We start from the raw sequence: 26,787 nt of genomic DNA, 5'->3' as shown, positions 1-26,787 counted from the left end.
CACATCATCACCGCTTTTGCTCCGCTTATGTTCCCAATTTCACAATTAAGCCAGGTTTAACTAGCAATTTTTCCTAACTACAATTTCTGTAAAACTCCCTCCAGCATACTGCCCAGGTTTAAGTACGCCCGATACAGCTCGCGGTACCTGGCGGCATTTTCCGGGTCAGGGGTATAGGTTTTCGTGAAGCCGCAGCCCATCTTTTCCTGGGCCGCCTCCACCGCCGGGTACAACCCGGCAGCAACGGCACCGAACATGGCTGCCCCCAGGGCGCAGGTCTGGTCCGAGGCTGCTATCTTGATGGGCATGGCTAGCACATCGGCCAGGACCTGCATAGCAAAGTCGTTCTTCCTGGCAATGCCGCCCAGGGCGATGACTTCTTTGATTGCTATGCCTTCTTCCATAAACCGGTCGTTGATGGCCCTGGCCCCGTAAGCCGTAGCCTCTACCAAGGCGCGGAAGATCTTCGGCGCGGTGGTTCCAAGGGTCAGGCCGGTAATGGCTCCCTTCAGTGTCTGGTCGGCGTAGGGGGTCCGCCGGCCGTTGAGCCAGTCCAGGGCCAATAATCCAGTCTCGCCAGCATTGATCCTGGCTGCTTCTTCCGAAAGGCACTGGAGGAGGCAGCCTTCTATCTCTTCCTGCAACTTTTCACCGGTCTCCCTATTTACCAGGGAGGTTTCCGGCAAGATGGCCTCCAGGGGCCAGGTGAGGAGGTCTTTGAACCAGGCATAGACGTCGCCGTAGGCTGACTGGCCTGCCTCCAGGCCGATGAGGCCGGGTATGACCGAGCCGTCTACCTGGCCGCAGATGCCGCCGATTAATTTATCGCCGATTGTTTCCTTATGAGCAACCATAATATCACATGTGGAAGTGCCCATGATCTTCACCAGGGCTCCGGGGGTAATCCCGCCGCCAACGGCCCCCATGTGGGCGTCCAAGGCCCCTACCGCTACCGCGATCCCCGGCGGTAGACCAAGCCGCTCCGCCCAGGCGGGCGTGAGATTTCCGGCCCTGGTAGCAGCGGTGTACGTCTTGCTGTAGAGCCGGTCGCGCATGCCCTGCAGGAGGGGGTCGATACGTACCAGGAATTCCTCCGGCGGCAGCCCTCCCCATTCTTCGTGCCACATTGCTTTGTGCCCGGCCGCACAGCGGCTTCTCTTGAGGAGGCGGGGGTTTTCGGTGCCTGTGAGCAAGGCCGGTATCCAGTCGCAATGTTCTACCCAGGAATAGGCTGCTGCCCTTACCGCCGGGTCGTGACGTAATATGTGGAGGACCTTGGCCCAGAACCACTCGGAGGAATAGACCCCACCTTCATATTTGGTGAAGTCGGTGTCGCCCCAGTGGCGGGCCGCATGGTTGATCTCCCCGGCCTCCTGCACGGCGGTGTGGTCCTTCCAGAGTATGAACATGGCGTTGGGGTTCTCGCTGAATTCTTCGCACAGGGCCAGGGGCCGCCCACCTGCATCGACGGGGCCCGGTGTTGAACCGGTGGTGTCGATGCCGATGCCCGCTGCCCGCTGCGCGGCCTCCGGCGGCAATTTGGCCAGGGCCCCCTTGACGGCGGTTTCCAGCCCTTCGAGATAGTCCAGGGGATGCTGGCGGAATTGATTCCGGGCCGGGTCACAGTATTTACCTGCGGCCCAGCGCCGGTAATATGCTACCTCACTGGCCAGCTCTTCCCCGGTGGCGGCGTCGACCACCACCGCCCGCACCGAATCGGTGCCAAAGTCGACGCCGATGACCAGATTATAGTCATCCATATAATATACCTCCATGGTAAATAACACGACAAACTATGGGGAAGTATCAGCCCAGCAGCCTAATAAATGCCTCATACTTTTCCTCCCACACATCTGTCTTTTCTGCTTCATAAGTTTTTAGGGCAAAGGAACGACGAACGATTTTCCGGGCTTCATTCAAGCTTCCCACTTCTCCCATGGCCATAGCCTGGACCAGGAGGTTGCCGGCGGCCGTAGCTTCCACCGGACCGGCCACCACCGGGCGCCCGGTGGCACTGGCGGTAAACCGGCAGAGAAGCTCGTTCCGCGTGCCGCCGCCAACCATGTGAATAACCGGAAGTTCCTTCCCCAGTATACCCTCCAGCTTTTCCAGCACCCAGCGGTATTTCAGGGCCAGGCTTTCCAGGGCGCACCTGACGATTTCGCCTTTAGTCTGGGGTACCGGCTGGCCCGTTTCCCGGCAGTAGGCCTGGATGGCCGCCGGCATGTCTTCCGGGTTCAGGAAGGCCGGGTGGTCCGGGTCGATAACGGCAGTCAAGGGACTGGCCTCCCGGGCCAGGGCCGTCAGCTCGCCGTAACTTAATTCTTCTCCCCGGCGCGCCCAGGCGCGGCGGCACTCCTGGACCAGCCACAGGCCGGTGACGTTCTTGAGGAGCCGGAAGGTACCTCCTACCCCGCCTTCGTTGGTAAAGTTGAGGCTCAACGTTTGCTCGTTGATTACCGGTTCCCTGACCTCCACCCCTACTAACGACCAGGTACCGCAGCTGATGTACATGTAGTCCGGCCCTGTTGCCGGCACGGCGGCTACGGCGCTGGCCGTATCGTGGCTGCCGGGGGCAATGACAGCTATTTCCCCCGCTCCTGTTTCCCTGGCCACCCGGGGTAAAAGTGGGCCCACAATCGTCCCCGGCGGGTTAATGGCCGGCAGGATGGCAACCGGTAATCCTAATTTTTCCAGCATCCCGGTGGCCCAGGTGCCGGTACGGGGGTTGTACATCTGGGTGGTGCTGGCGTTGGTGAATTCCCCGGCTTTTATGCCGGTAAAAAAGAAGTTGAAGAGGTCGGGCATCATCAACAGGGTCTGCGCCTGGCTTAACATGGCGGGCTGCTGCTGCCGCCAGGCCAGAAGCTGGTAAAGGGAGTTGATGGGCATAAACTGGATGCCCGTCTGGGAAAAAATCTCTTCCCTGGGTACAACTTTGAAAGCTTCTTCCATCACGCCCCGGGTGCGGTCGTCCCGGTAGTGGTAAGGATTGCCCAGGAGGACATCCTTTTCCCCCAGGAGGCCGAAGTCCACGCCCCAGGTGTCGACGGCCAGGCTTTTAAGGCCCGTCCCGTAACGGGCCGTGGCCCGGCGCAGGCCTTCTTTCATTTCGTGAAAGAGGCGTAAAACATCCCAGTGCAGGCCGTCCGGAATCCGTACCGGTTCGTTGGGAAAACGATAGATTTCTTCCAGGGTGAGGCGGGCATCCTCCAGGGTACCGATTATGGCCCGGCCGCTCTCTGCCCCCAGGTCAAAGGCAAGATAGCGCATGCTTGCCCAGCTCCTTTGGAAATAATTGCGGTAAAATGGGATCGGGATCACCCCTGGCCAAAAGCCCCGGAGGGCTCTTTCCCGGTCAACACCTTTACAGTTTCCCGGGCGATCATTACTTCTTCATCGGTATGCACCACCAGGACCTGGACGCTGGCCTCCGGGCTGGAGATTAAGCGGTCGCCGCTGCCGTTTTCATTGCGTTCATCATCCAGCTTGATACCCAGGAACTCCAGGCCGCGGCAGATTTCCCGGCGCAGGCTGCTACTCTTTTCGCCGATGCCACCGGAGAAAATCAGGACGTCAATCCCGCCCATGGCCGCCGCATAGGCGCCGATATATTTTTTCGCCCGGTAGGCCAGGACTTCCAGGGCCAGGCGGGCCCGTTCATGCCCCTGACGGGCGGCTTCTTCCACCGCCCGGTAATCGTTGCTGATGCCGGAGATACCCAGCCAGCCGCCTTTTTTGTTGATGACTTCCTCCAGGGCATCGGGGGCAAGGCCTTCCTGGCGCAGGAGATAAACAAGGACGCCAGGGTCGACATCGCCGCAGCGGGTCGACTGGAGTAACCCCTCCGTGGGCGTGAAGCCGGTAGAGACATCGATAGATTCCCCGCCGCAGCAGGCGTTAGCCGTAGTGCCGCTGCCGAGCATGAGGGACACAATTTTTAGCTCCTGCAGATCCCGTCCCAGCATTGCCGCGGCGCGGTGGACCATATAGCTGAAAGTTATCCCGTGGAAACCGTAACGGCGCAGGCCGTATCGCTCGTAATATTCATAGGGCAGGCCGTAGAGATAGGCCCGGGGCGGCAGGGTCAGATGAAAAGTATTGTCGCAGACGGCCACCTGGGGTACTTCCGGCAGGAGTCGCGCCACGGCCTCGATACCGGCAACGTTGGCCGGGTTGTGCAGGGGGGCCAGCTGGCAGCAGGCCTTTAAAGTGGCCAGGACAGCGGCATCAATCCGGGCCGGCCGCCGGAGGCTCGCGCCGCCGTGAACCACCCGGTGACCGACGGCATCAATCCGGTAAGGCTGCAATAACTTAAGGATTTCTTCCAGGGCTTCGCCATAGTCACCCCGGGGTAAATGCTTCCGGCACTCAGCCGCCTCGCCTGTTAAATCTTGATGCCGTAGAGTAGTTCCCTGGCTGCCGATGCGTTCAACGCTGCCCTGGACCAATACTTTTTCTTCGGGCATGGAAAAAACTTTATATTTAATCGAAGACCCCCCGCAGTTTAGAGCCAGAATTTGCACCGGTTTTCCCTCCCGCTTCTATATCTTCTCCTGCCAGCATTCTCGGGGGATGCTCAAACCGGTAACCGGATGAGGAGATAATAAGGGCGGTGCTAACTTAGCGCGGCAGCCCCTTGATGTCCCCCTCCACCTGGTCGATAATGCCCACGATAGCCAGGTCCACCGGGGCCTGGGGGACACCCAGGCCCAGGCGGGCGGCACTCCCTGTGGCCACCAGCACCAGTTCCCCCCTGCCGGCACCCACGGTATCCACGGCCACCAGGGTTTCTCCCCGGCGGCCGCCATAAAGGGGCCGGACGAGAAGGAGCTTGCTGCCGGTAAGGCTTTCATTTTTCCGGGTAGCGACCACTGTCCCGGTAACTTCGGCAATGAGCATCTTCTCACCTTATTTCCACTTCGTCGTTGCACTGGAGCCCGGCGGCATTGGCGTCGTCGGTGTCGATGTGCATGACGAGCTTGAATTTGGGGCTGACCCGCACCTGGACGCCGCCGAAGATGGTGGGCCGGTCGGATTTAATGGTACGCACGGTGACTTCGTCGTTGTCTTTTAGCCCCCACTTTTCCGCTTCGACCGGGCTCATGTGGATGTGACGGTTGGCGATAATGGCCCCTTCGGGTAAAGTAACTGAACCTTTCGGGCCGACCAGGGTAATGGGGGCGGAGCCGGCCAGGTCCCCGGAACGGCGCACCGGCGCCGGAATGCCTAAGGTTATGGCATCGGTGCGAGAGATCTCTACCTGGGTGCGGTCACGTACCGGCCCCAGGATGCGGACGTTGGTCAGGGGGCGCAGTTTCGGGCCTACCAGGGTGACGACTTCGTTGGCGGCAAATTCTCCCGGCTGGTAGAGGTCGTTCCTTTTGGTGAGCTGGTAGCCGGGGCCGAAAAGGATGTCGATCTCCTTTTGGGCCAGGTGAACATGGCGTGCCGAGATGGCCACGGGAACACGTTTGGCTGCCGGGGTGACAGGGGCAGAAGAGCCGGCCGCGGTGGTTTTACCCCGGCGTTCCTTTAGCTCGGCCAGGACTTCCCTGGTGATTAATTCGATAAGGGCGGCTGTGGACATTGAGCGGTCACCTTGCTTTACAAAGGTTAAAGGTCAAACTACAACTTTTACAACTTTTATAGTTATGCGCTTGTTCAGGTCCGGGCCGTTGCCGCGTAAAACCTGTGGGTGTCAAGAACAACCCATCGGTTCCAAACTACTGGTGAGCTAGCAACAGGCTGTAGTGATCCAGGCCCATATTTTGGCTTAGCAGGGTGTCTTTACCCCAGCTGCTCCCACAACTTTGAATGGGGAGATGGAAGAACGATGGCATCCACTAGTTCCCCTTCTTCTTTGAGGGGAAGTGCAGCGGCGTTTACGGCGGCCTGGACAGCGCCGACGCTACCGGTCAGGATGACCACCCCTTTACCCCCCAGCCCGTAGGCCGGACGGATGTCCAGGAGTTCGACAACGGCCGCCTTGGCGGCGGTGTCGGCGGCTTTGATGGCGGCCGTGACGCTGAAAGTCTCGAGGACTCCCAGGGCACCTTTAGGGGTTGCTGCGGCTACCCCGCTCAGGGCCGGCAGGACCCCGGGATGGAGGTTACCCAGGATTAAACTATTGACGACCGTTACCCCGCCGGTAGCGACGCCATGTTCTACGGCGCTCGTTACGGCGCTGATCTCGCCGCTTATGATAATCAGGCTTTTGCCGGGGCAGGTAGTGCGTATTTTCAGGTCTACCGGCGCGGCCTTAAGACAGCTGTCGGCTACCATTAATCCCCGCGCCAGGCTCTTAAGTTCGATAAGTCCGACGGCGATACCCATCAGTCACCACCTCCATTATTGAGCCTCATTATGGGTATTATGGGTTGGCGCCTCCCTGGATGACAATGTTGCTATTGATAGCGGTAATAATGCCGTTGATGCTGGCATGGAGGTTGGCGCCCGGGGTATCGTCCTTGATACGTGCTAAAAGGTCCCCCGCTGAAACCCGGTCACCTATCTTTACTACCGGCTCCGGCGCGACCCCGGTGCTCTGCTTTAAGGGCAGGTGGACCTGGTTAACTGTGGGGTTTTCTTCCCGAAAAGTTACCGGGCGTTCGCAATACTCTCTTAAGCCGAGGCGGCTGATAAGGCGTTGAGTTGGTACCTGCCGTCCTTCCCGGAAAAGGGAAGGGGTAGTAGCTTGCCAGGGGCCGGGCCGGAAACCCTTTTGCTGCAGTTCGGCCTTTATTTTCCTGTTGACCTGCCGCGGGGAGAGGTTGAAGGGGCAGGCGTAAAGGTCGCAGAGGCCGCATTCGCTGCAAAGCAGGGCCTGGGGCAGGGTTATATCAGCCAGGCCATAGGTGACGGCGCGCATGACCCGGTGGGGTTCCAGGGGATGCCCTAAAAGGTGCCGCGGGCAGAAGTCCGTGCACTGCTGGCACTGGCAGCAGACCTTGAGGGCGAGTGTTAGCTCCCGGTTCAGATCCCGCTGGTAACCGAAAGCCAATGGGTGGTCCAGGGGCAGGACAATTATGCCCTTGGTAGTTTTGGTAACCGGCGCATTAATGCTTGTAACCTTACCCATGCAGGGGCCGCCGGCGATAAGCAGGTATTGGTCTACAGCCGGGCCGCCGGCCAGGGCCAGGAGTTCCCGGACCGGGGTGCCGACCGGTACCCTGGCAGTGATGGGCTGCCGGACGGCGCCGGTGACGGTGACGTACTTATGGGTTACAGGGTGGCCTTCCAGGGCCTGGTGGATATTGTATAAAGTCTCGACGTTTAAAACTACCGCTCCCGCCTGTAGGGGTAAACCTCCCGGCGGGATTGTTCGGCCGGTGACGCTATAGGTTAATAAGTGCTCGTCCCCCATGGGGTAGACGTCCGGCAGGAGGTGAAGCTTTAGCCCAGGGTAATTGCTTATTTCTCCTGCCAGGGCAGTATGGGTCTCCCGGTATTTTTCTTTGAGGGCTATGACCCCTGTTCGGGCGCCGGTGGCCTGAACAAGGGTGGCTAAAGTGGCCAGGAGTTCCGCCGGGTAGCGGGCCATGAGTTCCTGGTCGACTTTAAGCAAGGGTTCGCACTCGGCCCCGTTAATGATAACGGTCTGGATAGGTGTTCCGGTCTTCAGTTTAAAGGCGGTGGGAAAACCGCCCCCGCCGGCGCCGACCACGCCGGCAGATGCTATTTTATTTATGATGGCGTTTAGTTCGCTGCCAGGCATTTCCTTCAAAGCGGCATCCACTCCGCTCTCGTTCCAGATTTCATAATTAAGCTGCATTTAATTACTAGTCTACCGTCCGCAGCGCTCCGACGATAACCGTCCGCTGTTCCCGGGTGTAGGTGCGGGGGGTGCAGATGCCTTCGCCTGTGGGGCTGGCGATGGTGTGGCTGAAGTGCCCTTCGCCGCCGATGTTTAACCCGGCAGCCGAGGAAGCGTTGGCCACCAGGATGTCGGTGCGGAGCTTGCGGGCGTAAGCGGTGATGCGGCTGACGTCCTGGCTGTGGATGATGGCTGTGTGTTGGAAGCCGTGTTCTACCTGGGCGGCCAGCTCCAGAGCGGCGTCGAAGTCCGGCACCCGTACCAGGGGCAGGACCGGCAGCAGCTGTTCTTCCTGCACCAGGGGATGCTCCGGGGGACATTCCAGGAGGGCGATCCTGGTGTTTTCCGGGGCGTCGATGCCGGCTTGCTTTAGAATTACAGTGGCGTCCCGGCCGATAAGATCGGGGTGGAAGCGCTTGCCGTCGGGCAGGATGGTGCGCATGAGTTTTTCTTTATCTCCTTCGTCCCGCACGAGATAGGCGCCGTGGCTCTGCAGGTGGAAGAGGAGCTCATCGGCTATTGCTTCCACGGCGATGATGACCTTTTCGGCTATGCAGAGGACGGTGTTGTCAAAAGCAGCGCCGTCGACAATACATCTGGCGGCGTAGTCCAGGTCCTTGACGGTTTCGTCGACGACTACGGGGGGATTGCCGGGCCCGGCGGCAATGGCTTTTTTGCCGCTTCTTAAGGCGCGGTTGACTACTTCCGGCCCGCCGGTGGCGACGACCAGATCTACATCGGGATGGCTTAAGACCAGGTCCAGGTTTTCCAGGCTGACTTTATCGCCTACTACTAATAAGTCTTCCGGCCCGCCGGCTTCCTGGATGGCGGTGTTGAAAAGGCGCACCAGGTACTGGGTGGTCTTGAGCCCTTTAGGATGGGGCAGGAAGATTATGCTGTTGCCGGCGGCGACCATGCTGATGGCGTGGTTGATGACGCAGGAGCCGGGATGGGTGGCCGGCTCGATGGAGGCGATGAGGCCGAAGGGCGCCCGCTCAATCAGGATGAGGCCGTTGTCGCCGCTGATGGCTTCGGTCTTTAAGTCTTCGACGCCAGGGGTTAGACGGGCGGCATAGAGCTTCTTCTGGATCTTGTCTTCTACCCGGCCGTAGCCGGTTTCTTCGTGGGCCAGCCTGGCAATTGTTTCTACGTTGGCGATGGCCGCCCGGCGGATGGCGGCGACAATCTCGCCCCTGGTTTTGAGGCTTAACTTTACCAGTTCTTGCTGCGCTATTTTGGCAGCGCGGATAGCTGCCTTCAAGTCGCTGTATACGCCTTTGTCACCGCGGGAGGTAGTGGCCGCGGCCTGGCCGGTCCGCGCCTGGCAGGCACCGCTACACGTTGTTGCCGTAGTAGCTGTTGTCCCATTGCGGGACTGCTGCTGGATGTTTTTTAATACTTCGGCGACAATGCTGGCGATAGTGGTTTCGTCGATCATTTCTGCTCACCGCTCAGGCTGGTAATATCCTGCTGAGGTCCGTATGGGGCCGCGGGATGACGTGGACGGCGACAATCTCGCCGAGTCTCCCGGCGGCAGCGGCTCCGGCTTCGGTGGCGGCCTTGACGGCTCCGACATCACCGCTGACCATGACGGTGACCAGGCCGGAGCCGATCTTCTCCATGCCTACCAGCTCGACGCTGGCGGCTTTGAGCATGGCATCTGCCGCTTCGATGGCCGCAACCAGTCCTTTGGTTTCGATGAGCCCCAGGGCGCCGTCCTTCATGTTAATCTACCCCCTTGGCAGAGGCGTCTTTTTTCCCGGGCAGGATGCGGGCGACGTCGCTGTGGGGCCTGGGGATGACGTGGACGGCGATGACTTCCCCGAGCCGGGCGGCGGCGGCACCACCCGCTTCGGTGGCGGCCTTGACCGCACCTACTTCGCCGCTCACCATGACGGTGACAAGACCCGAACCGATCTTTTCCATGCCTACCAGCTCGACGCCGGCGGCTTTGAGCATGGCATCTGCCGCTTCGATGGCCGCGACCAGTCCTTTGGTTTCGATGAGTCCTAAGGCGCTCATGGGTTGACTCTTCCTCCTTTAATTTCTAAGGTTCTCCTGGGTTTTTACTTGGAGAGTTTCTTAGGTTAAATACCGCGCTAGTTCTTCATGGGGCCGGGCGATGATCCGGCTCGCAAAAACGGTGCTGACGTTAGCAACCTGTGCCTTTGCGGCTTCGATGGCTGCCGTGACGGCGCTGACTTCACCGCTGATTTTTAATACTACTAGGCCGCTGCCTTTGGTCGGTTCGTAGCCGAGGATGGTGACTGCAGCCGTCTTGGCGGCCGTGTCCGCGGCAGCGACGGCGGCGGCCAGGCCGCGAACTTCAATTATACCCAGGGCTTGATGGTTCATATTTTGCCTCCGAAATGGACTTGCAGTGGTTGTAATTAATTTAACTTAAGGGAAGACGGCGCTATCCTGCCCCTCCTTTACTGTTGCCTATCCCCAAGGGAAGCCAGGACGCGTCGGGTAACATTGGTGATAATCTCTTGCAGTTCTTCTTCCGTTATGCCGGTTGCGGTCGGGGCTTCGCGGGTAGAGACGCTGCAGGCGCCACAATCAACACAGCCGGGGTTGGGTGAAGTAACTCCTGACCTGGCCCGGATTTCCATAAGCTTATAGACCTGTTCCGCCGAGAGAACATTTTCATTTCCCAGCAACCTGGCGGTAAGGCTGATTTTGGCGAATAACTCCAGCGACTCCATTTTATAATAAGCATTATATACGTCCGTACCGACAGTCAGGGCTCCGTGGTTGGCAAGCAGCAGGGCATCATGGCTACCGATATATTCCTTCACCGCAGCCGGCACTTCATCAGTCGAGGGCGTCCCGTAGGCAACCAAGGGTATACTCCCCAGGTTGATAATAATTTCCGGCAGCACACAACGATCCAGGGGAATACCGGCCACGGCGAATCCGGTAGCCGTCGGCGGATGAGCATGAACCACCGCCCGTACATCCGGCCGCTGGCGGTATATTTCCAGGTGCATTTTCAATTCCGATGAAGGTTTTAACTGCCCGCTCAATTGTTCTCCCTGCATATTGACTTTAACTAGCATCTCCGGGGTCATAAAACCCTTACTGACGCCGGTAGGTGTCGCCAATACTTCTTTTTCATTCAGGCGGATGCTGATATTACCGTCATTGGAAGCCACGAAACCATGCTGGCAAATCCGCCGCCCTACTTCGCAGATATCCTGGCGTAATTGAAATTCCGAAGGCACCATGTTTGCCCCCCAGCATGTTTTCTAAATCTAAAAGATACCCCGGGGGCACTGCTACAATCATCAGTCCCCCGTTAACAGCTATATTTCCTCGTCAAATTCACCCAGATCTAGCGGATACCTGCCATATTCCCGTACCAGTTGCACCAGGTAATCATAATTCTCCGGCGGTACATTAGCAGCTACGGAATGGTCAGAAGAAATGATATAGCCCCCACCTTTGGCAGCGTTTAGTTTACGCAGGACCTCCCTCCGGATCGCATCTTTATCCCCTTCGGCTAAAACCCTGACGTCAATATTACCATTAAATGCCAGCCGGCCCTTGTACTGGCGCTTTAATTCCACCACATCCAGGCCAGCTTTAGCTTCTAGGGGGTTATAGCAGTCCACACCCGCGTCGATCAGGTCCTCGTAAATAGCACGAGCATTGCCGCAGCCGTGGTAAATGATCTTCGCCCCCATGGCGTGGAATTCAGTGCATAGCTTTTTCACTGCCGGGTAAAACATCTTCCGCCACAGTTCCGGGGAAAAGAACATGCCCTTGTCGTAAGCCACATCGCCCCAGATGTACATGCCCTTTAAATTAAACATTTCAATCTGCTTCTTACCGATGGCCAGCATATGCTCAGTCAGGCGGTCGATAAAGGCTTGGGTTTCATCGGGATAGAGCACCAGGTCCATCAAAGCTCCTTCCGTACCACGGCAGCGCCAGAGGGCTTCAAAGGGTTCGCAGACGCTACCAAAAATGAAATAGTCGTCTTTATAGCGCTCTACTGTCTCGGCAAAACTGGGCAATACGAGGTAGGTGTCACCGGTATTGATGATATCGTCCCGCTCGTCATAATAACGGCGGGGATCGAGGGGATCATCGAACTCAAACTTCTCATATTCAGCTGCTGACTTGATACCAAATTCGAGGAACATGGGCATGGGAGCTTCAACCTGTCTTTTGATAATTGAACCCCAACCGGTTTCGTAAATCATATACTCATCATTTTTTTCAATAAAACGGCTACGCATAACACGGGGGTCCATGTTAGGGCTGACTACAAGGATATCAAGGTCGTAGTAATCGTATATAAAAATGTCCTCACTATTTCTTTTTTGCCATTCTTGTAAGAAAAGGCTCCAGAAGAAATCAGTAATAGGTACCCGATCCGGTTCTTCATGGTTTAAGGCTTTAAGTACCCGTTCAGTTTTAACCTCACCTTTAGTTTTGCTCATGGTAGTAGAAACCTCCTATCCTCTTCCCTTACTATAGTCTTGTTAATCAATACTTCCCGTACAGGGGCCCAAAGTTACGACAGGCCCTATAATCCGCACCTTCCAGGTCTTCTGTTCCAAAGGCACTCCAGGCACTTGGCCGGAAGATTCTTTCCGGCGGAACATTGTGCATGCACACAGGTATTCTCAAAATGGAGGCAAGGGTTATTAAATCTGCCCCGATGTGGCCATAACTGAAGGCGCCATGATTGGCTCCCCAGTTATTCATCACCGAGTAAACATCGGTAAAGGCACCCTTACCTGTCAGCCTTGGGGCGAACCATGTCGTCGGCCAGCTGGGATCAGTCCTGTCGTCCAGGACCCTGTGTATATCTTCCGGTAATTCTACTGTATAGCCCTCCGCTATCTGCAGTACGGGTCCTAGCCCCTTAATAATATTTACCCGCGAAAGGGTTATGGGCATCCCCCCCTTAGTAACGAATTTTGAGGAGAAGCCGCCACCCCGGAAATACTCGCGGACAGCGGGCCACCAGGTGGTTGCCTCCAGGCAGGCTTTTACATCTTCTGGTGCTATCTCCCAGAAGGGTTTCATGGCCGGCCGCCCATCTTTAAGCATTCTCCCCGAGCCATCCAGGGCCGCAGCACCGGAGTTGATAAGGTGGATAATACCCCCCGCGGCAATCCCTTCCAGTTCTTTGCCGGTTACTCTCTTGACGGCAGCCGGGCTCCAAAAGGTTCTAACATCGGCAAAAACCTGGGCGGTATTAGTCAACAAATAGCCAAACAGCATGGCCACACCATTGAGGCTATCGTTTTCCGTGGCCATAATATAAGGTCGCCTGATGCCGTTCCAGTCAAAGGAGGAATTTAAAATGGCTTCCATGAAATCGCCGTTGGGGAAATGGTCGGTCCACTGCCGCTGCCCCTGGAAGCCGGCAGCCAGGGCATTATGGCCTTCGGCTTCTTCTTTATATCCCATGTCGGCCAGCCTGGGATTGCCAACCATTAGATCCCGGCATATTAAGGCCATCTTAACAGAAGTACTCCATTCATTATCCTTTTGTTCCCAGCCGGCCTGCTTGTCAGGTGGGTTGCGATCTGCACCTTCTTTACAGTTCTCCTTCACCCATTGCATCGCCCTGGCATACTCTTCCTGGTCGTAAATTACCTCTTCAATCCTCCGAGTTATTTCCGACATATCGACGTATTCACATCTCATCCCGAGATAACTCTCAAAAAAATGAGGATCGACTATAGATCCGGCAATGCCCATGGATACATTGCCGATTGATAGGTAGGATTTGCCCCGCATCAAAGCGACCGCCATGCCGGCCCTGGCAAACTGCAGGATTTTTTGCGCGACATCATCGGGAATTTTTTCATCGCCGGCATCCTGGACATCGCGTCCATAGATGCCAAAAGCCGGCAGCCCCTTCTGGTTATGCCCTGCCAAGGCAGCCGCAAGATAGACGGCCCCCGGACGCTCCGTCCCATTAAATCCCCAGATCGCTTTTGGCATAAAAGGATCCATATCGATAGTTTCGGAGCCGTAACACCAACAAGGAGTTACGCTTATCGTCAGGCCGACGCCTTCGCGGGCAAACTTCTCCGCGCAGCGTGCTGCTTCGGCCACGCCGCCGATGGTGGTATCGGCGATGACACACTCCACCGGCGCACCATTGGGATACCTTAAATTGGCCTCCAGGAGCTTCTTTACTCTTCTGGCCATGCCCATGGTAGTATTTTCCAGAGATTCCCGCACCCCGTTACGTCGCCCATCAATGATAGGCCGGATACCGATTTTAGGTAATCTTGCATTCAAAAATAGGGTATCTTTCATTTGCTTCACCTTCATCCCCAATTTTTATGATGAAATAAGCTGCGGATATATCTCTGCGGTAACAGGTAGGGTGACTTTTAGATTAATCCTGATGGAATACTTCCTCCATAACCGCCCACCATTCCCCTTCCCCCCGTGTCTCGAGTGGTTCTTGACAGGGTTTACATACCTCCCACCATTTCTGGGTGGTAGGATCGGCCGCCATTTTGGCCATGTCGGCCTCGTAGTCCTCGCCAATATATTCATAGTAACTAAATAGATACCCATCTTTATAGAAAATGCTATAATTCCTTATGTTGCACTCGGTAATCATCCTGGCCACCCCTGGCCATATGGCTGCGTGCAGCTTTTTATATTCCTCCAGTTTTTCAGGCTTAACCTTAATGACCATGCCATAGCGTTTCATCTTTATCCTCCCTCCCATAATTTGCTATCATTAATAGACACATTCCCTTGCTGCTTCGCCATAGGCAAGAAGGTTTTCCTTAGGCGCGTCGAAGAAGTGGTCGGCAGGCATCATAATGTACCCACCGCCTTTGCCGTAAATCTCAAAAAGCCTGTGAACTTCTTGCTTGACCTGCTCCGGCGTCCCGTTGGTTAGGATGTTATACTGGTCCAGGCCACCTATAAGGGCCACTTTGCCATGCATGGCTTCATACAGCTCGGGGCCCTCAATATTGCCTCCCACACCTTTGGGTGCCAGGGTTTCCGAACAGTCGGTATTGGTGGCAATGATAAGATCAAAGAGGCCTAGCATACCGCCACAAGTGTGGTATGAGGCTATATGCCCAACGTCGTGAAGAGCATCGTGAATCTTCCTGTCATAGGGCAGGCAGAATTCCTCGAACATCTTGGGTGAAATGACCGTAGAAGAAGAAGCGCCACCGCCGGTTTCTATAAGATCGAATTTGGCCCCACGCAGTGATTCGTATATAAATTGCAGTTTCTTTTCCAGGAGGATATGCAAAAACTCATGTACCCATGCTGGATCATCCATGGCTGCATAGATCATTGGCGCCGTGTCATATAGCACGCAGGCGTGCTGCCAGCATCCGGCCTGGTCACCCCAGACAAATCCTTTCAAAATCCCCTTATCGCCAATACGGTCGTACTCTTTCTGGATAGCCTTTTTATCTAACTTGGGAACAGGCATATATTTTAGGAGATAAATATCCTCCGGCTTTTTAATCATAAATTCTGTAATCCATACCGTATAGCGATTGCCTTCGGTCTTATACGTCAGGGTTCCTTTGGGTGTGTGGATAGTATGGTGGACAATCATCCGGTCGAGATCGTCGTTGATGATCTCTACTTCGTCGTACCACTCATCTGAATACTTTTTAGACTCCACTTTACCCGGCACCCAGAACTGCCCCATGTCTTCAAAATACTGGATGACGGCGTCCAGGCCACACTCCTGGAAGGCTTCTAGAGCATCAATACCACCCATATACCTTTCCAGATGATAGGGCTGCCACTGGTGTACCGTCGCCGGCAAGCGGTCGGGCACTCCTTTGGCCAGGGCGGTAAGCAATCTTTCCCTGGAAGTCATTTGCGCCATTTCTTATATCACCCTTATTGCTTCAGGATTGAATGATAATCGTCTTTTATGGCAGGGGAGTTATAGCATTTAGGGCTATAACTCCCCTGGGCTATTTCTTTGGACTACCACTGGGCCGGCATAAACTTGTCGACATCGTCTTTGGTAATGATATGCATGGGCAGGTAGCGGACCGGTTCTACGTCGTGGCCATTAAACCAGTCTGCTGCCGCTTTAACGGCCGCAGCGCCGTCACCTTCAGCCGTCTGGTAGGTGATGGCTTGCAGCTTGCCTTCTTTCACCAAATCCATGCCTACTTTGCTGTTGCCTGCGGCGACAAGAATGATATCCTGTCTATTGGCGTTCTTAATAGCCTCCACCGCGCCAATGGCCTGGGCGGAATCGTCCGACAGGATAATGCCTTTTAACTTGTTACCAAACCTAGTAAGCCAGTCCGATACAACCTGCATCGTTTTTTCCGCTTCGAAGCCTGGCGCCTGCTTATCCAGGAGCTCCATCTTGGGGGCAATCTTCTTTAACTCGGTTATCGGGGCATATGTCCTGGCAAAGAAGGGAGAGCCGCCCGGGTTATGCTGAATAATTGCATAACCACCTTCATAGTGCATCAACTCTGCAAATTTTCGAGCAAGCATCCTGAACTGCCCCCAATCGTCCGGTCCGGTCCAGGCAATAACATATTTCATGGCTTCGCTTTCAGGATGAGTATTGCTGGCGATAACTGGTATGCCAGCCTGGTTGATCTTGCGGAAAAGCTGCACTGACATCTTGGCATCCACCGGGATCATCAGGATCATATCTGGCCGGGCGCCGATTGCTTGGTCCACCATCTGGGCCTGGACATCCGGGTTCCAGTTAGGCGACATGACCTTTAATTCCATTCCATAAGCATCAGCGACCTTCTTTGCTCCGCGGATGTAAGCTGTTGTCCAGGGATGATCGCCGTGTACGATGAGAATAACCTTTTTCCCTTTGGCGCCATCTTTAGGCGACTGGGGAATATTGACTTTGGTTACTCCCCAGCCCGAATACTCCATATCATACCAGTGCATGGCATCATCTTCTGGCAGCTTGCTGGGGTCGGCCGGCCGTGGCGGCACCTCTTTTTTCTCCAGGGGTGGAAGTAGAGGCTGGCCGTCATCCGACTTTAATTGGGCCACTTTCCCTTCTGCTTTAATGGATTCCTCTAAATTGGAACTCTTTTTCTCTCCTTGGCCTGTCTGGCTACCTGGCGAAGGCTGGGTTTGTTTGCCGCCGCAACCAAATAGTAATAGTAATAACGCCGCCATTAAAACTACCAGCAATACGCCTGTGATTTTCTTGCCCATATAACAACCTCCTTGCCTTGTTTGCTAGCTTTTTCCTGTCGTCTACCAAATAAATTACCATGCGCCTAACGGTAACCCCTTTCTCATGAACCTTTACTTCCCTCTTGCAGCATTCTCACCTCCTTCAATAATTCCGGCCTTTGCCCCTTCACCTTATCGGCTCGGTAAAGGGCATAAGCTTCATACAGCACCACCATGGCCAACACCAGGCCGCTGGCTAAGATCTGTATTTCATAGCCTGCGCCCAGGTTGGTAAGACCGTTGTAAAGGATAGTCAGGGTTAAAACCGCCACCGCGCTGCCCAGGATACTACCTTTGCCGCCGGCCATAGAGGTACCACCGATAATAGTTGCCGCTACAACGATCATCAGGGAACTGGTGCCGATGGTGGGCGTGGCCGAACTAAGGCTCATGGCAAACAGCGCTCCCCCAAGGGCGGCAGTTATACCTGATAGTATAAAGGCAACAATAACATACCCTTCCGTGTTAAGCCCCGCCAGCCAAGCTGTTTCTCTGTTGGCTCCTACCATATAAAAGCCCCTGCCGTACCTGGTACGGGCGAGAAGAACCTGAAACAGGAGCACCAAAACAATTGTAATCAGAACCCGTGGCGGTAAAAATGGAATAATCGGTGTTTCCAGCCAGTCGGCCACGGTGAAATCAGTGGCGTTTAAGGCATAACCTTTACCGTATAAAAAGATAATCCCTTGGACCGTGGTCATGGTCCCTAGTGTAACTATAAAAGAGTCGATCTTTGCCCGCGCCACCAGGAATCCGTTAGCCAGGCCCACCAGCGCCCCGGCCAGCACCGCAATCAGGAGACTCCAACCCCAACCCAGGGCTGGTTGAAACCCGATTACAAACATAGCCCCTAAAGTAAGAGTAGTACCGATTGATAGGTCGAGTTCCTTGCAGATCATGACGATGGTAAACCCGATGGCCACCATAACATTTAAGCTCATTCCCTTCAGGATGTTGGTAAGGTTATAGACTGTTAGGAAATTGGGTACGAATATGGCCATTGCTATGAATACCAGACTGCAGAGGAAATAGATTCTATAATTATTAATTACCTGGAAAAATTTTTTGTTCATCTTATCCATCAGCCTTCCCTAATTTTCGCAGTGAATAGGTATTAAACCAGACGACTAGGATAAACACCAGACCCTGGACAATTGTCTGGGAAAAGGTCCCCACACCCAGGAGGGTCAGGATATTATTCAAGAGGCCGATAACCACAACCCCTCCAAGGACACCGATCATGTTACCTTTGCCACCTGCCAAGCTCACCCCGCCAAGGACGATGGCTGTTACGGCCCGGAAGTCATAGCCGACACCGTTATAATATGCCCCTATTTTTACCAGCGAAGTTAAAAGGATACCCCCAATAGAAGCGGCTAGGGCGGATAATATAAAGGCCAGCCCTACCATCCCCGTTACGTTTACTCCCGTCATTCTCGCCACTTCGTAGGAAGAACCAATGAGTTTTAGTTGCACGCCAAACTTTGTTTTGGTGAGCAATAGTTGTCCGATGATTACCATTACCAGGAATACGACAACTGTAATGGGTACCGCCCCTCCTATATTAATTCTGGCCAGGTTCACAAAAGCAGTCGCCAGCTTTTCGCCCGCCTTTAAGTCCGGATAAATCTGTTCACCCCGATAAAGCCATCTCACTACGCCATTGATCACAAAGGCAACCGCCAAGGTCCAGATAATCGGGTTGGCTCTAAGTTTACCAACAACAAAGGCGTTTATCAGGCCTACCATAAGACCCGTCACCAGGCCCGAGGCTAAACTAACAACAAGGCCGTAACGCAACATGTCAACAGCGACCATTCCCGAAAGGGCAATAATACCTGGTACCGACATGTCAGCAAAATGCCCGCTGTAGGTTACAAAAGTGACACCGACGGCAACGATGCCCAGTAAAGCTACAGCATGGACAACATTCGCTAGATTGTCAATGGTTAAAAACTTGTTGGAAATTAAGGTTCCCAGGATAAGAAGTACAAGGATCATGATATAGACACCGAACTTCTCGATCCAGCCTGCCGTTTTTGTACGCCGTTTATTCAGCTCTATTCTTTCACTTTTAACTAGCATGAGCTATTTCTCCTTCACTATTTATAGCTAACAACACCGCTTCTTCCGTACAGGCCTTTCCGGGTATTTCTCCCAGCAAATGTCCCTTGCGCATTATTAATACCCGGTCAGAAAGCCGCACTAGTTCTGGTATGTCAGACGAGATAAGAATGACGGCCACACCCTGGGCGGCCAGTTTTTCGATGGCCGTGTGAATGGTGACTTTGGCGCCTATGTCCACACCCCGCGTAGGTTCATCAAGGATCAACACTCGGGGTCCGGTGGCCAGCCACTTGCCCAGCAAAACCTTTTGTTGATTTCCCCCCGATAGATTACCTACGATTCTGGAGGGGTCCGGTGGTGAAATGTGTAGGTCGTCTATTAATTTTTTAACTATACCCGTTCCTATTTGTTTCTGGTAGATAAAACCTTTGCAGTGTCGGGGAATCAAAGGCGCTAACAGATTTTCCTCTACGGTGAGGCGCAAGGCAAGCCCCTGGGTTTTACGGTCTTCAGTCAGATAAGCGATACCGTACTGGAGTGCCTGGGCCATATTTTTGACTTTAATCTTCCTGCCTGCAAGGATAATTTCTCCTGCATCTACAGGGTCCACTCCACTGATGGCTCGGCCCAGTTCGCTGCGCCCCGCCCCCGCCAGCCCGGCAATTCCCAGAATCTCCCCTGCTCTAACACAGAAGGATATGTGGTGGAAAAACCCATACCGACTTAAGTTTTTAACCTCCAGGACTACCTCGCCGAGTATCCTGTCCGCAGCGTTATTCACTTGACTGATAGACCGCCCAACCATCATTTCGATTAATTCTTCCTGTGTAACGTCCGTTATATTCAGGGTCCCTACTTTCCGGCCATCACGCATTACACTTACTCGATCTGCCACCTGGAAAATTTCAGTTAAATGATGGCTGATGTAAACGATGGCCAGCCCCTGTTGCTTCAATTTGCCAATTATTTTAAACAGCCGTTCTACCTCTTCGCGCGACAGGGCGGAAGTCGGCTCATCCATAACTAGGATGCGGGGGTTGTTGCCCAGAGCTTTGGCAATCTCCACTAGCTGGGCTTCATGTTGGCTGATTTCTTCTACCGGAGTAAAGGGGTCGAGATAATCCAGTTCTACGCTTTTCAGGCATGCTTTTGTTTCCTCTATTAAGGCCTTTTTATCAAGAAACCACTTGTTTCTTACCGGCAGCCTACCGACCAGCACATTTTCAGCAATAGTAAGTGGCCTGGCCAGGCTTAATTCCTGGTAGATCATGGCTATGCCATTAGCTTTGGCAATAGCCGGGGAATATAGTTTTACCTCCTTTCCATCAATGTAGATTTGCCCTGTATAGTCATTGAAGGAGCCGGCCAGCATTTTCATTAAGGTTGATTTACCTGCGCCATTTTCACCCACCAGGGCATGGACTTCGCCGGGATAAACTTCAAAATCGACGTTGTCCACGGCCATGGTGCCAGGAAATTTCTTGCTAACCTTTTTCATTTGCAATGCCGGAATTAAATCCATTCGTACTTCACCTTCCTGAGCTATATTTTCTGGCTTCATCATACATGGCCACAATATTGCGCGCTGGCACTTCAGGTAACAGGTAATCGTGGGAAGCTGCCACGATATATCTGCCATCGCTGCCCAGGATATCGATGATGCGCCTTGTTTCGGCCCGCACCTGTGCTTCCGTCCCGTTTAATAAAATTTCATTTTCATCAATACCGCCGAAAAAGGCAATGTGTTTGCCATATTCTCTCTTCAGCACCAATGGATCCATATGCTGGCAACTTACCTGGATGGGATTAATGACGTCTAAGCCAATATCTATCAAATCCGGTAAGATTTCATGGATATCCCCGCAGGAATGTAGACCCGCTACCGCTCCGTTTTCATGGGCCTGTTCTATCAGTTTGGCAACGTAGGGTTTGTAAAACTTGCGCCACATTTCGGGGGACATCAATAAAGCGCGCATGGAGCCAAAATCATTACCAAAGAAGTAGAAATCAATGACACCCGGGTTGGCCTCGTAAGTTCTCCGGTTGAGTTCATAATAAAACTCAAAGCATTTTCTGATAATGGCTTCGACCACCCCAGGATTTACATACATATTGACAAAGAATTGTTCCATGCCCATAAGTTCTGTAGAATCATGAAAAAACGGAGCCCATGTTGCGCCGATAAGGCAATACCCTCTAGCATCCTCCAGTTCCTCCTTGGTGATGACTACATCCCACTCATCGGGATCAGGGAATTTGTATTTTTCAACATCCTGTATTGTCTGCGCTTCTTCCAGAGGATGGTTAAGGGCCTGGCCATAGTGCAAACCGCCTCTTCTAATTCCCCATTCATTCTCTACAGTTCCATCCTCATATTTTTTAAATGGCACTCCGATATATTTAGGCCTAATGGTTTTAAAGTCCATACCCAAAATATCATACAGTGCCTCTTTCTCCGACTTTGCTCCAAGGAACTCCATTATATTGTGGGTCGTTTCGGGTGCTCCCCCATACCACATGGGTAGCCGATCTGTTTTATTTCCTTTAATCGCGGCCAGCGCCCGTTCTTTGGAAGTCATTATGTCTCTCCTCCCAGGCTTTTTACTCATATAACTTCCAGATTTTTTGTCTTCCGGAAAGGGCTGGTAGAGTCACGAATAACCAATTCAGGTTTTAAACGATACATCTGTGGAAAACCAGTATTATCCCCTCCAATTCTCTTATAAATTAACTCTGCCGCCTTTTCGCCCATTTCCTGCATGGGTTGCACCACAGCTGTTAATGGCGGATTAGCCAGCCGGGTTAATTCCATATCGTCAAATCCTACCAGGGCCAGATCACGGGGTACTTTAATACCCATTTCATTAACAGCAAGCATGGCGCCAATGGTCATATAATAATTGGCGACAAAAACAGCCGGCGGCGGATCTGGCAGGCCCATTAATTCTTTCATAAGAATATAACCGCTTTCCGTGGAAAAGTCCCCTGTGCGAATTAATCCTTCTTCCACCGACAGGTTGTAGTCTTCAAATACTCGCAAGAAGCCACGATACCTTTCTTCTCCCGTAGTTACCTCCAGGCGGCCGTTAATGAGGCCGATGCGCCGGTAGCCCAGGGTTATCAGGTGCTCTACCGCTTGGTAAGCGCCATTAACATTATCTACCAGCACACAATCAACCTGCATGTCTTTAACCATCCGGTCAACGAGTACTACAGGCGTTCCTTGTTGCTGGATTTCTCTTAAATGCGATGCAGTATCGCCGGTGGGGACAACTAGTAATCCATCGACCTTTTTTTCCACCAGCATTCTTACCCGTTCCTTTTCCCTGGCGGGATTCTCGTTGCTATTGCAAACGATAAGGCTGTAACTGTAACTATTCAAGATATCTTCAACAACTTCGGCCACCTGCATGAAGAAAGGGCCGAAGTCGGGAACTACAAAGCCGATAGTTTGGGTTTTCTGGGTTTTGAGGCTCCTGGCGATATGATTGGGACGGTAGCCTAAAGCTTTTATGGCAGCCAGTACTTTCTTCTCTGTCGCTTCTTTCACCTTCTCACCGTTAAGAACCCTGGATACAGTAGCGGTAGAAACACCGGCCCGGGCGGCCACATCTTTAATGGTCGGCATTACCACGTTTCCTTCCTTTTATTTAAACGTTACCACTAAAAAACATGATTTTATGTAATCGTTTACTTCTGTTTAGATAATATTCGCCATTTATTTTTAGATTCCTCCTGACAGATAAAATTTTTTATGTGAAATTTTCTTTTAAACTGATGCAGAAGAACCCAAAAAGCAGCTCCTTTCTATTAACATATTGACAATTATCATCTTCACCGCCTCACGCCCACCCTTCCTTAACCTTTTCCCAATCCTTCTCCGGGTAATTTCTTTTGATTTGTCTGCTTTTATTATATTAATACTACTAGTCAGTTATGTTATCGTTTACATATTTAATCTCCTATCTTTTTTATACGACAAAAAAACACTCCCGGAACAAAGTGGGAGTGTTATAGAAAACCGCCAAAAAACGCCAGCTGATCGGAGACAGGCAGGCCGGATAAGGCACCGTGTTTCTCCAGGGCTTCGATGACCGTTTTGCTCACCCGGCTGCGGCGCTGGAGGTCCTCAAGGGAGGTAAAGGGCCGTTCCTGGCGGGCGCGGACGATGGCCTCGGCCGCCGCCTGGCCTACCCCGGGCAGGGCCGCCAGGGGCGGTAACAGCCTGCCCTTGCCCACCTGAAAACGATCGGCAGCAGACCTTTGCAAATCAATGCGCTCCATGGTAATGCCCCGGCAATACATTTCCCGGGCTACTTCCAGGATGGTCAGGATGTTCTTCTCCCGGGCTGTAGCCTCGTTGCCCTTCTTCTCCAGGGTTGCGATTTCCTCCTGGATACGGGGCAGGCCGGCAACGACAATATCGGCGTCGAATTCATCGGCGCGGATGCTGAAAAAGGAAGCGTAGAAGGCCTCCGGGTAATAGACTTTAAAGTAGGCGATGCGGAAGGCCATGGTTACGTAGGCCACGGCATGGGCCTTGGGGAAGAGATAGCTGATTTTTTTGCAGGACTGGATGAACCATTCGGGTACTCCTGCCGCCCGGATGGCCTCTTCATACTCTTTTTTGACGCCCTTGCCTTTACGCACATCCTCCATGGTCCGGAAGGCGATATCGGCCACCACGCCGTGCTGCATGAGGTAGTTCATGATATCATCCCGGGTGGAAATGGCCTCACTGAGTTTCGCCGTGCCGCTTTTAATTAAATCCTGGGCGTTGTTTAACCACACATCGGTCCCGTGGGAGAAGCCGCTGATGCGCACCAGCTCGGCAAAGGTCCGGGGCCTGGTTTCCTCAAGCATCTGGCGGACAAAACGGGTGCCAAACTCGGGAATCCCCAGGGTACCGACCTGGGAACCGATGTCTTCCGGCCTGACCCCTAGCGCTTCGACGCCGGCAAAAAGGGACATGGTCCGTGGTTCATCCAGGGGGATCTCCCGGGCGTTGACGCCGGTGAGGTCCTCCAGCATTTTGATCACCGTAGGGTCATCGTGGCCCAGGAGGTCCAGCTTCACCAGGCGGTGGCTGATGGCTTCATAGTCAAAATGGGTGGTGATGGTATTGCTGCCGGTGTCGTCGGCCGGGCGCTGCAAGGGCGTAAAGAGGTGGATATCCACCCGCCGGGGGACGACCATCAGCCCCCCGGGGTGCTGGCCCGTGGTCCTCTTGACGCCGGTAATCCCCTTGACCAGGCGGTTGATTTCCGCCTGGCGGGCCTTGAGGCCCCGCTCCTCCAGGTATTTATGGACAAAACCGAAGGCCGTGCGCTCGGCCAGGGTGGCTATGGTGCCGGCCCGGAATACATGGTCTTTGCCGAAGATCTCTTCGGCGTACTGGTGCGCCCGGGGCTGGTATTCCCCGGAAAAGTTGAGGTCGATGTCCGGTACCTTGTCGCCTTTGAAGCCCAGGAAGACTTCAAAGGGGATGTCGTGGCCGTCTTTTAATAATCTGGTCCCACAGCGGGGACAATCTTTCGCCGGCAGGTCGGCGCCGCAGTTGACGCTGCCGTCGGTAATAAACTCGCTGTAGCGGCAGGCGGGGCAGCGGTAATGGGGCGGCAGGGGGTTTACTTCCGTAATCCCGGCCAGGGTGGCCACCAGGGAAGAGCCCACCGAACCCCGCGAGCCTACCAGGTAGCCGTCTTCGTTGGATTTTAATACCAGCTTGTGGGCGATTAGGTACAGCACGGCAAAGCCGTGGCCGATAATGGATTTCATTTCCTTGTCCAGGCGGGCCTGGACAAGTTCCGGGAGGGGGTCGCCGTACCAGTCATGGGCCCGGGTGGTGACGATCCGGGTTAACTCTTCTTCGGCGCCAGGGATCTCCGGCGGGTAAAACTCGTCGGGGATAGGCTTTAACTCTTCTATCTGGTCGGCAATGAGCCGGGGATTGGTGACTACCACCTGGCGGGCCGTTGCGGCATCCAGATAACTGAATTCCGCCAGCATTTCTTCCGTCGTCCGGTAGTAGAGGGGGGCCTGGACCTCGTCGGCATAACCCTGCCCGGCCTGGAGGATCTGGCGGTAGATGGCATCCTCCGGGTTTAAAAAGTGAACGTCACCGGTAGCCACCACCGGTTTGTGAAGTTTTTGGCCCAGGGCGATAATTTGCCGGTTCATGTCCATCAGGGCCTGGCGGTCGGCAAGTTTACCTTCCCGGATTAAAAAATCGTTGTTGGCCAGGGGCTGAATCTCCAGGAAATCATAAAAGGAGGCAATCTCCTCCAGGCGTTCGGCGCTTGCCCCGGCCAGGTAATGCCTGATTAATTCCCCGGCCTCACAGGCCGTACCTAAAAGGAGCCCCTCACGGTACTGCTGGATTAAACGGCGCGGCAACCTGGGTTTGCGGTAAAAATAATCCAGATGGGCCCGGGAAACCAGGCGGTATAGATTTTCTAACCCCTGCTTGTTTTTCACCAGCATGATGATATGATAAGTCTGCTGGCGGTCGGGGGGCTGGTCGTCCTCATCAAAGAGGTAGCCTTCCAGGCCGTAGATGATTTTTACGCCGTATTTACTCCCGGCCTCGGCGGCGGCCGGGAAGGCCTGCAGGACGCCATGGTCGGTGATGGCTATCGCTCCATGGCCCCATCTGGCCGCCTGTTTTACCGCCGCCGCTACCTCGGTTACGCCGTCCATGGCGCTCATCTTGGTATGGAGGTGCAGCTCCACCCTTTTTTCTGGCGCCGTATCCCGGCGCTCGGGGCGTTCCCCCCGGGCGATGGCGTCGGCAATTATCACCACTTCCTGGCTGTAACGGTCGTACTGGACCGGTCCTTGCACCTGCACCCATTCTCCATCTGCCAGGCCGTTCTCCACCAGGGGACCGGCGTCGGCAAAAGCTTTGACGCTGATGGAGTCGGTATAATCGGTGAGATTAAAACTTACCAGCCAGCGCCCGGATTTCAGCTGCCGCGCCGTAAAATCCAGGACTTCCCCCTGGACGGCAACCTGCTTTTCCTCCTCCTGGATTTCCTTCAAGGGCAGTAAAGGAGCCGTAATCTTTTTCCCCAGGAGGAAGCCATTGTCCATATTTTGCTGGCTGTTCCCTTTTTTCTCCTGGCCGTCCTTTTTAGCCTGGCCTTCTTTCTTTCCCTGGGTGGCTGCTTTTTCCCTGACCCGGACCAGCTGCTGCTCCTGAAGTTGCCGGGAAGCGGCCGCCAGTTCTTTCTGGTAGTCCCGGTCGGTGACCAGTTCCACCTGCACCTGGTAGCCATACTGCTGCAAGACTTCCTGCAAAACCCTGTCACCCCGGCAAGACCTTAAAGCCTCCATGGCCAGGGGTACCGGTAGAACCAGCTGCAAGACCTCATTAGCGGGTTCCAGCCGCGCCCCGGCCAGCCAGGCCGAGGTACCATTACCCAGCCGCCGGGCCACCTCCTCCAGGATGGCGGCCTTCTGTTCCCGGCAGAAGGTTGCCAGGTCGGTAGGGGGTGAAGGCTTCAAGACTTTAAATATAAATTCAAAGCCGGGAAACTGCCGCGCCAGGAACTGCCGGTAGGCTTCAATGTCCTCCGGTCCCAGGGTGCAGGGAGGGCAGAGGGAAAGGTAGCACCTGCCGCTCTTGCGATCAACTACAACTTTACGCACGGCCCCCTGCCGGAGTAATTCCTGCCACAGGTTTTCCCTGCCATCCATGGCCATCA

The 26,787-nt window shown here is 54.3% G+C and carries 23 protein-coding genes; all 23 read right to left on the bottom strand.

Annotated features, from left to right (window positions below; all coding sequences use genetic code 11):
- Positions 1-77: 77 nt before the first annotated feature.
- Positions 78-1,760 (bottom strand): ribulokinase, encoded by a 1,683-nt coding sequence (locus tag MOMUL_RS08555; RefSeq protein ID WP_062284054.1) that lies wholly within the window; start codon positions 1,758-1,760, stop codon positions 78-80.
- 46 nt (positions 1,761-1,806) lie between these two features.
- Positions 1,807-3,273 (bottom strand): rhamnulokinase, encoded by a 1,467-nt coding sequence (locus MOMUL_RS08550; protein ID WP_062284052.1) that lies wholly within the window; start codon positions 3,271-3,273, stop codon positions 1,807-1,809.
- Between the two features lie 47 nt (positions 3,274-3,320).
- The gene (locus tag MOMUL_RS08545) at positions 3,321-4,526 is read right to left on the bottom strand and encodes an acetate/propionate family kinase (protein ID WP_062284049.1); all 1,206 of its coding nucleotides are present in this window, start codon (positions 4,524-4,526) and stop codon (positions 3,321-3,323) included.
- 97 nt (positions 4,527-4,623) lie between these two features.
- Positions 4,624-4,902: a EutN/CcmL family microcompartment protein gene (locus tag MOMUL_RS08540; RefSeq protein ID WP_054935794.1), complete on the bottom strand. Its 279-nt coding sequence runs from the start codon at positions 4,900-4,902 to the stop codon at positions 4,624-4,626.
- 4 nt (positions 4,903-4,906) lie between these two features.
- Entirely contained in the window at positions 4,907-5,590 is a 684-nt protein-coding gene (gene pduL / locus MOMUL_RS08535) for a phosphate propanoyltransferase (protein ID WP_062284047.1), read from the bottom strand.
- A 200-nt stretch (positions 5,591-5,790) separates the two neighbouring features.
- Positions 5,791-6,336, bottom strand: coding sequence for a BMC domain-containing protein (locus MOMUL_RS08530; RefSeq protein ID WP_062284044.1), 546 nt, complete (start codon positions 6,334-6,336; stop codon positions 5,791-5,793).
- A gap of 37 nt (positions 6,337-6,373) precedes the next feature.
- The gene (locus MOMUL_RS08525; RefSeq protein WP_062284041.1) at positions 6,374-7,774 is read right to left on the bottom strand and encodes a 4Fe-4S dicluster domain-containing protein; all 1,401 of its coding nucleotides are present in this window, start codon (positions 7,772-7,774) and stop codon (positions 6,374-6,376) included.
- 7 nt (positions 7,775-7,781) lie between these two features.
- Positions 7,782-9,254 carry an aldehyde dehydrogenase gene (locus MOMUL_RS08520; RefSeq protein WP_062284039.1) on the bottom strand — a complete coding sequence of 491 codons (1,473 nt, stop codon included), beginning with the start codon at positions 9,252-9,254 and terminating at the stop codon, positions 7,782-7,784.
- A gap of 13 nt (positions 9,255-9,267) precedes the next feature.
- Positions 9,268-9,540 carry a BMC domain-containing protein gene (locus MOMUL_RS08515; protein ID WP_062284036.1) on the bottom strand — a complete coding sequence of 91 codons (273 nt, stop codon included), beginning with the start codon at positions 9,538-9,540 and terminating at the stop codon, positions 9,268-9,270.
- A 1-nt stretch (position 9,541) separates the two neighbouring features.
- Positions 9,542-9,838, bottom strand: coding sequence for a BMC domain-containing protein (locus tag MOMUL_RS08510; RefSeq protein WP_054937955.1), 297 nt, complete (start codon positions 9,836-9,838; stop codon positions 9,542-9,544).
- A gap of 60 nt (positions 9,839-9,898) precedes the next feature.
- The gene (locus tag MOMUL_RS08505; protein WP_062284033.1) at positions 9,899-10,171 is read right to left on the bottom strand and encodes a BMC domain-containing protein; all 273 of its coding nucleotides are present in this window, start codon (positions 10,169-10,171) and stop codon (positions 9,899-9,901) included.
- A 77-nt stretch (positions 10,172-10,248) separates the two neighbouring features.
- Positions 10,249-11,046 (bottom strand): class II aldolase/adducin family protein, encoded by a 798-nt coding sequence (locus MOMUL_RS08500; protein ID WP_064774368.1) that lies wholly within the window; start codon positions 11,044-11,046, stop codon positions 10,249-10,251.
- A gap of 78 nt (positions 11,047-11,124) precedes the next feature.
- Positions 11,125-12,267, bottom strand: coding sequence for a uroporphyrinogen decarboxylase family protein (locus MOMUL_RS08495; RefSeq protein ID WP_062284030.1), 1,143 nt, complete (start codon positions 12,265-12,267; stop codon positions 11,125-11,127).
- 46 nt (positions 12,268-12,313) lie between these two features.
- A complete protein-coding gene (locus tag MOMUL_RS08490; protein ID WP_062284028.1) occupies positions 12,314-14,107 on the bottom strand; it encodes an L-fucose isomerase in 1,794 nt (597 codons plus the stop codon).
- Positions 14,108-14,189: 82 nt separating this feature from the next.
- Positions 14,190-14,513: an L-rhamnose mutarotase gene (locus tag MOMUL_RS08485; RefSeq protein ID WP_062284025.1), complete on the bottom strand. Its 324-nt coding sequence runs from the start codon at positions 14,511-14,513 to the stop codon at positions 14,190-14,192.
- 30 nt (positions 14,514-14,543) lie between these two features.
- The gene (locus MOMUL_RS08480) at positions 14,544-15,668 is read right to left on the bottom strand and encodes a uroporphyrinogen decarboxylase family protein (RefSeq protein ID WP_062284022.1); all 1,125 of its coding nucleotides are present in this window, start codon (positions 15,666-15,668) and stop codon (positions 14,544-14,546) included.
- Between the two features lie 104 nt (positions 15,669-15,772).
- Positions 15,773-16,993 (bottom strand): sugar ABC transporter substrate-binding protein, encoded by a 1,221-nt coding sequence (locus MOMUL_RS08475; RefSeq protein WP_062284020.1) that lies wholly within the window; start codon positions 16,991-16,993, stop codon positions 15,773-15,775.
- A gap of 83 nt (positions 16,994-17,076) precedes the next feature.
- Positions 17,077-18,087 carry an ABC transporter permease gene (locus MOMUL_RS08470; RefSeq protein WP_161484985.1) on the bottom strand — a complete coding sequence of 337 codons (1,011 nt, stop codon included), beginning with the start codon at positions 18,085-18,087 and terminating at the stop codon, positions 17,077-17,079.
- Position 18,088: 1 nt separating this feature from the next.
- A complete protein-coding gene (locus MOMUL_RS08465) occupies positions 18,089-19,099 on the bottom strand; it encodes an ABC transporter permease (protein WP_062284015.1) in 1,011 nt (336 codons plus the stop codon).
- A complete protein-coding gene (locus tag MOMUL_RS08460; RefSeq protein WP_062284210.1) occupies positions 19,089-20,579 on the bottom strand; it encodes a sugar ABC transporter ATP-binding protein in 1,491 nt (496 codons plus the stop codon). Before MOMUL_RS08460 ends, MOMUL_RS08465 begins: the two co-directional genes overlap by 11 nt.
- A gap of 31 nt (positions 20,580-20,610) precedes the next feature.
- A complete protein-coding gene (locus tag MOMUL_RS08455) occupies positions 20,611-21,660 on the bottom strand; it encodes a uroporphyrinogen decarboxylase family protein (protein ID WP_062284012.1) in 1,050 nt (349 codons plus the stop codon).
- A gap of 26 nt (positions 21,661-21,686) precedes the next feature.
- Positions 21,687-22,709 carry a LacI family DNA-binding transcriptional regulator gene (locus MOMUL_RS08450; RefSeq protein ID WP_062284009.1) on the bottom strand — a complete coding sequence of 341 codons (1,023 nt, stop codon included), beginning with the start codon at positions 22,707-22,709 and terminating at the stop codon, positions 21,687-21,689.
- A gap of 383 nt (positions 22,710-23,092) precedes the next feature.
- A complete protein-coding gene (locus tag MOMUL_RS08445; protein ID WP_062284202.1) occupies positions 23,093-26,779 on the bottom strand; it encodes a PolC-type DNA polymerase III in 3,687 nt (1,228 codons plus the stop codon).
- Between the last annotated feature and the right edge of the window lie 8 nt (positions 26,780-26,787).

This window comes from Moorella mulderi DSM 14980, assembly GCF_001594015.1.
GTDB classification, from domain to species: domain Bacteria; phylum Bacillota; class DSM-521; order Neomoorellales; family Neomoorellaceae; genus Neomoorella; species Neomoorella mulderi.
The sequence above is the reverse complement of the archived record's forward strand: the minus strand, read 5'-3'. Positions and strand labels throughout refer to the sequence as shown.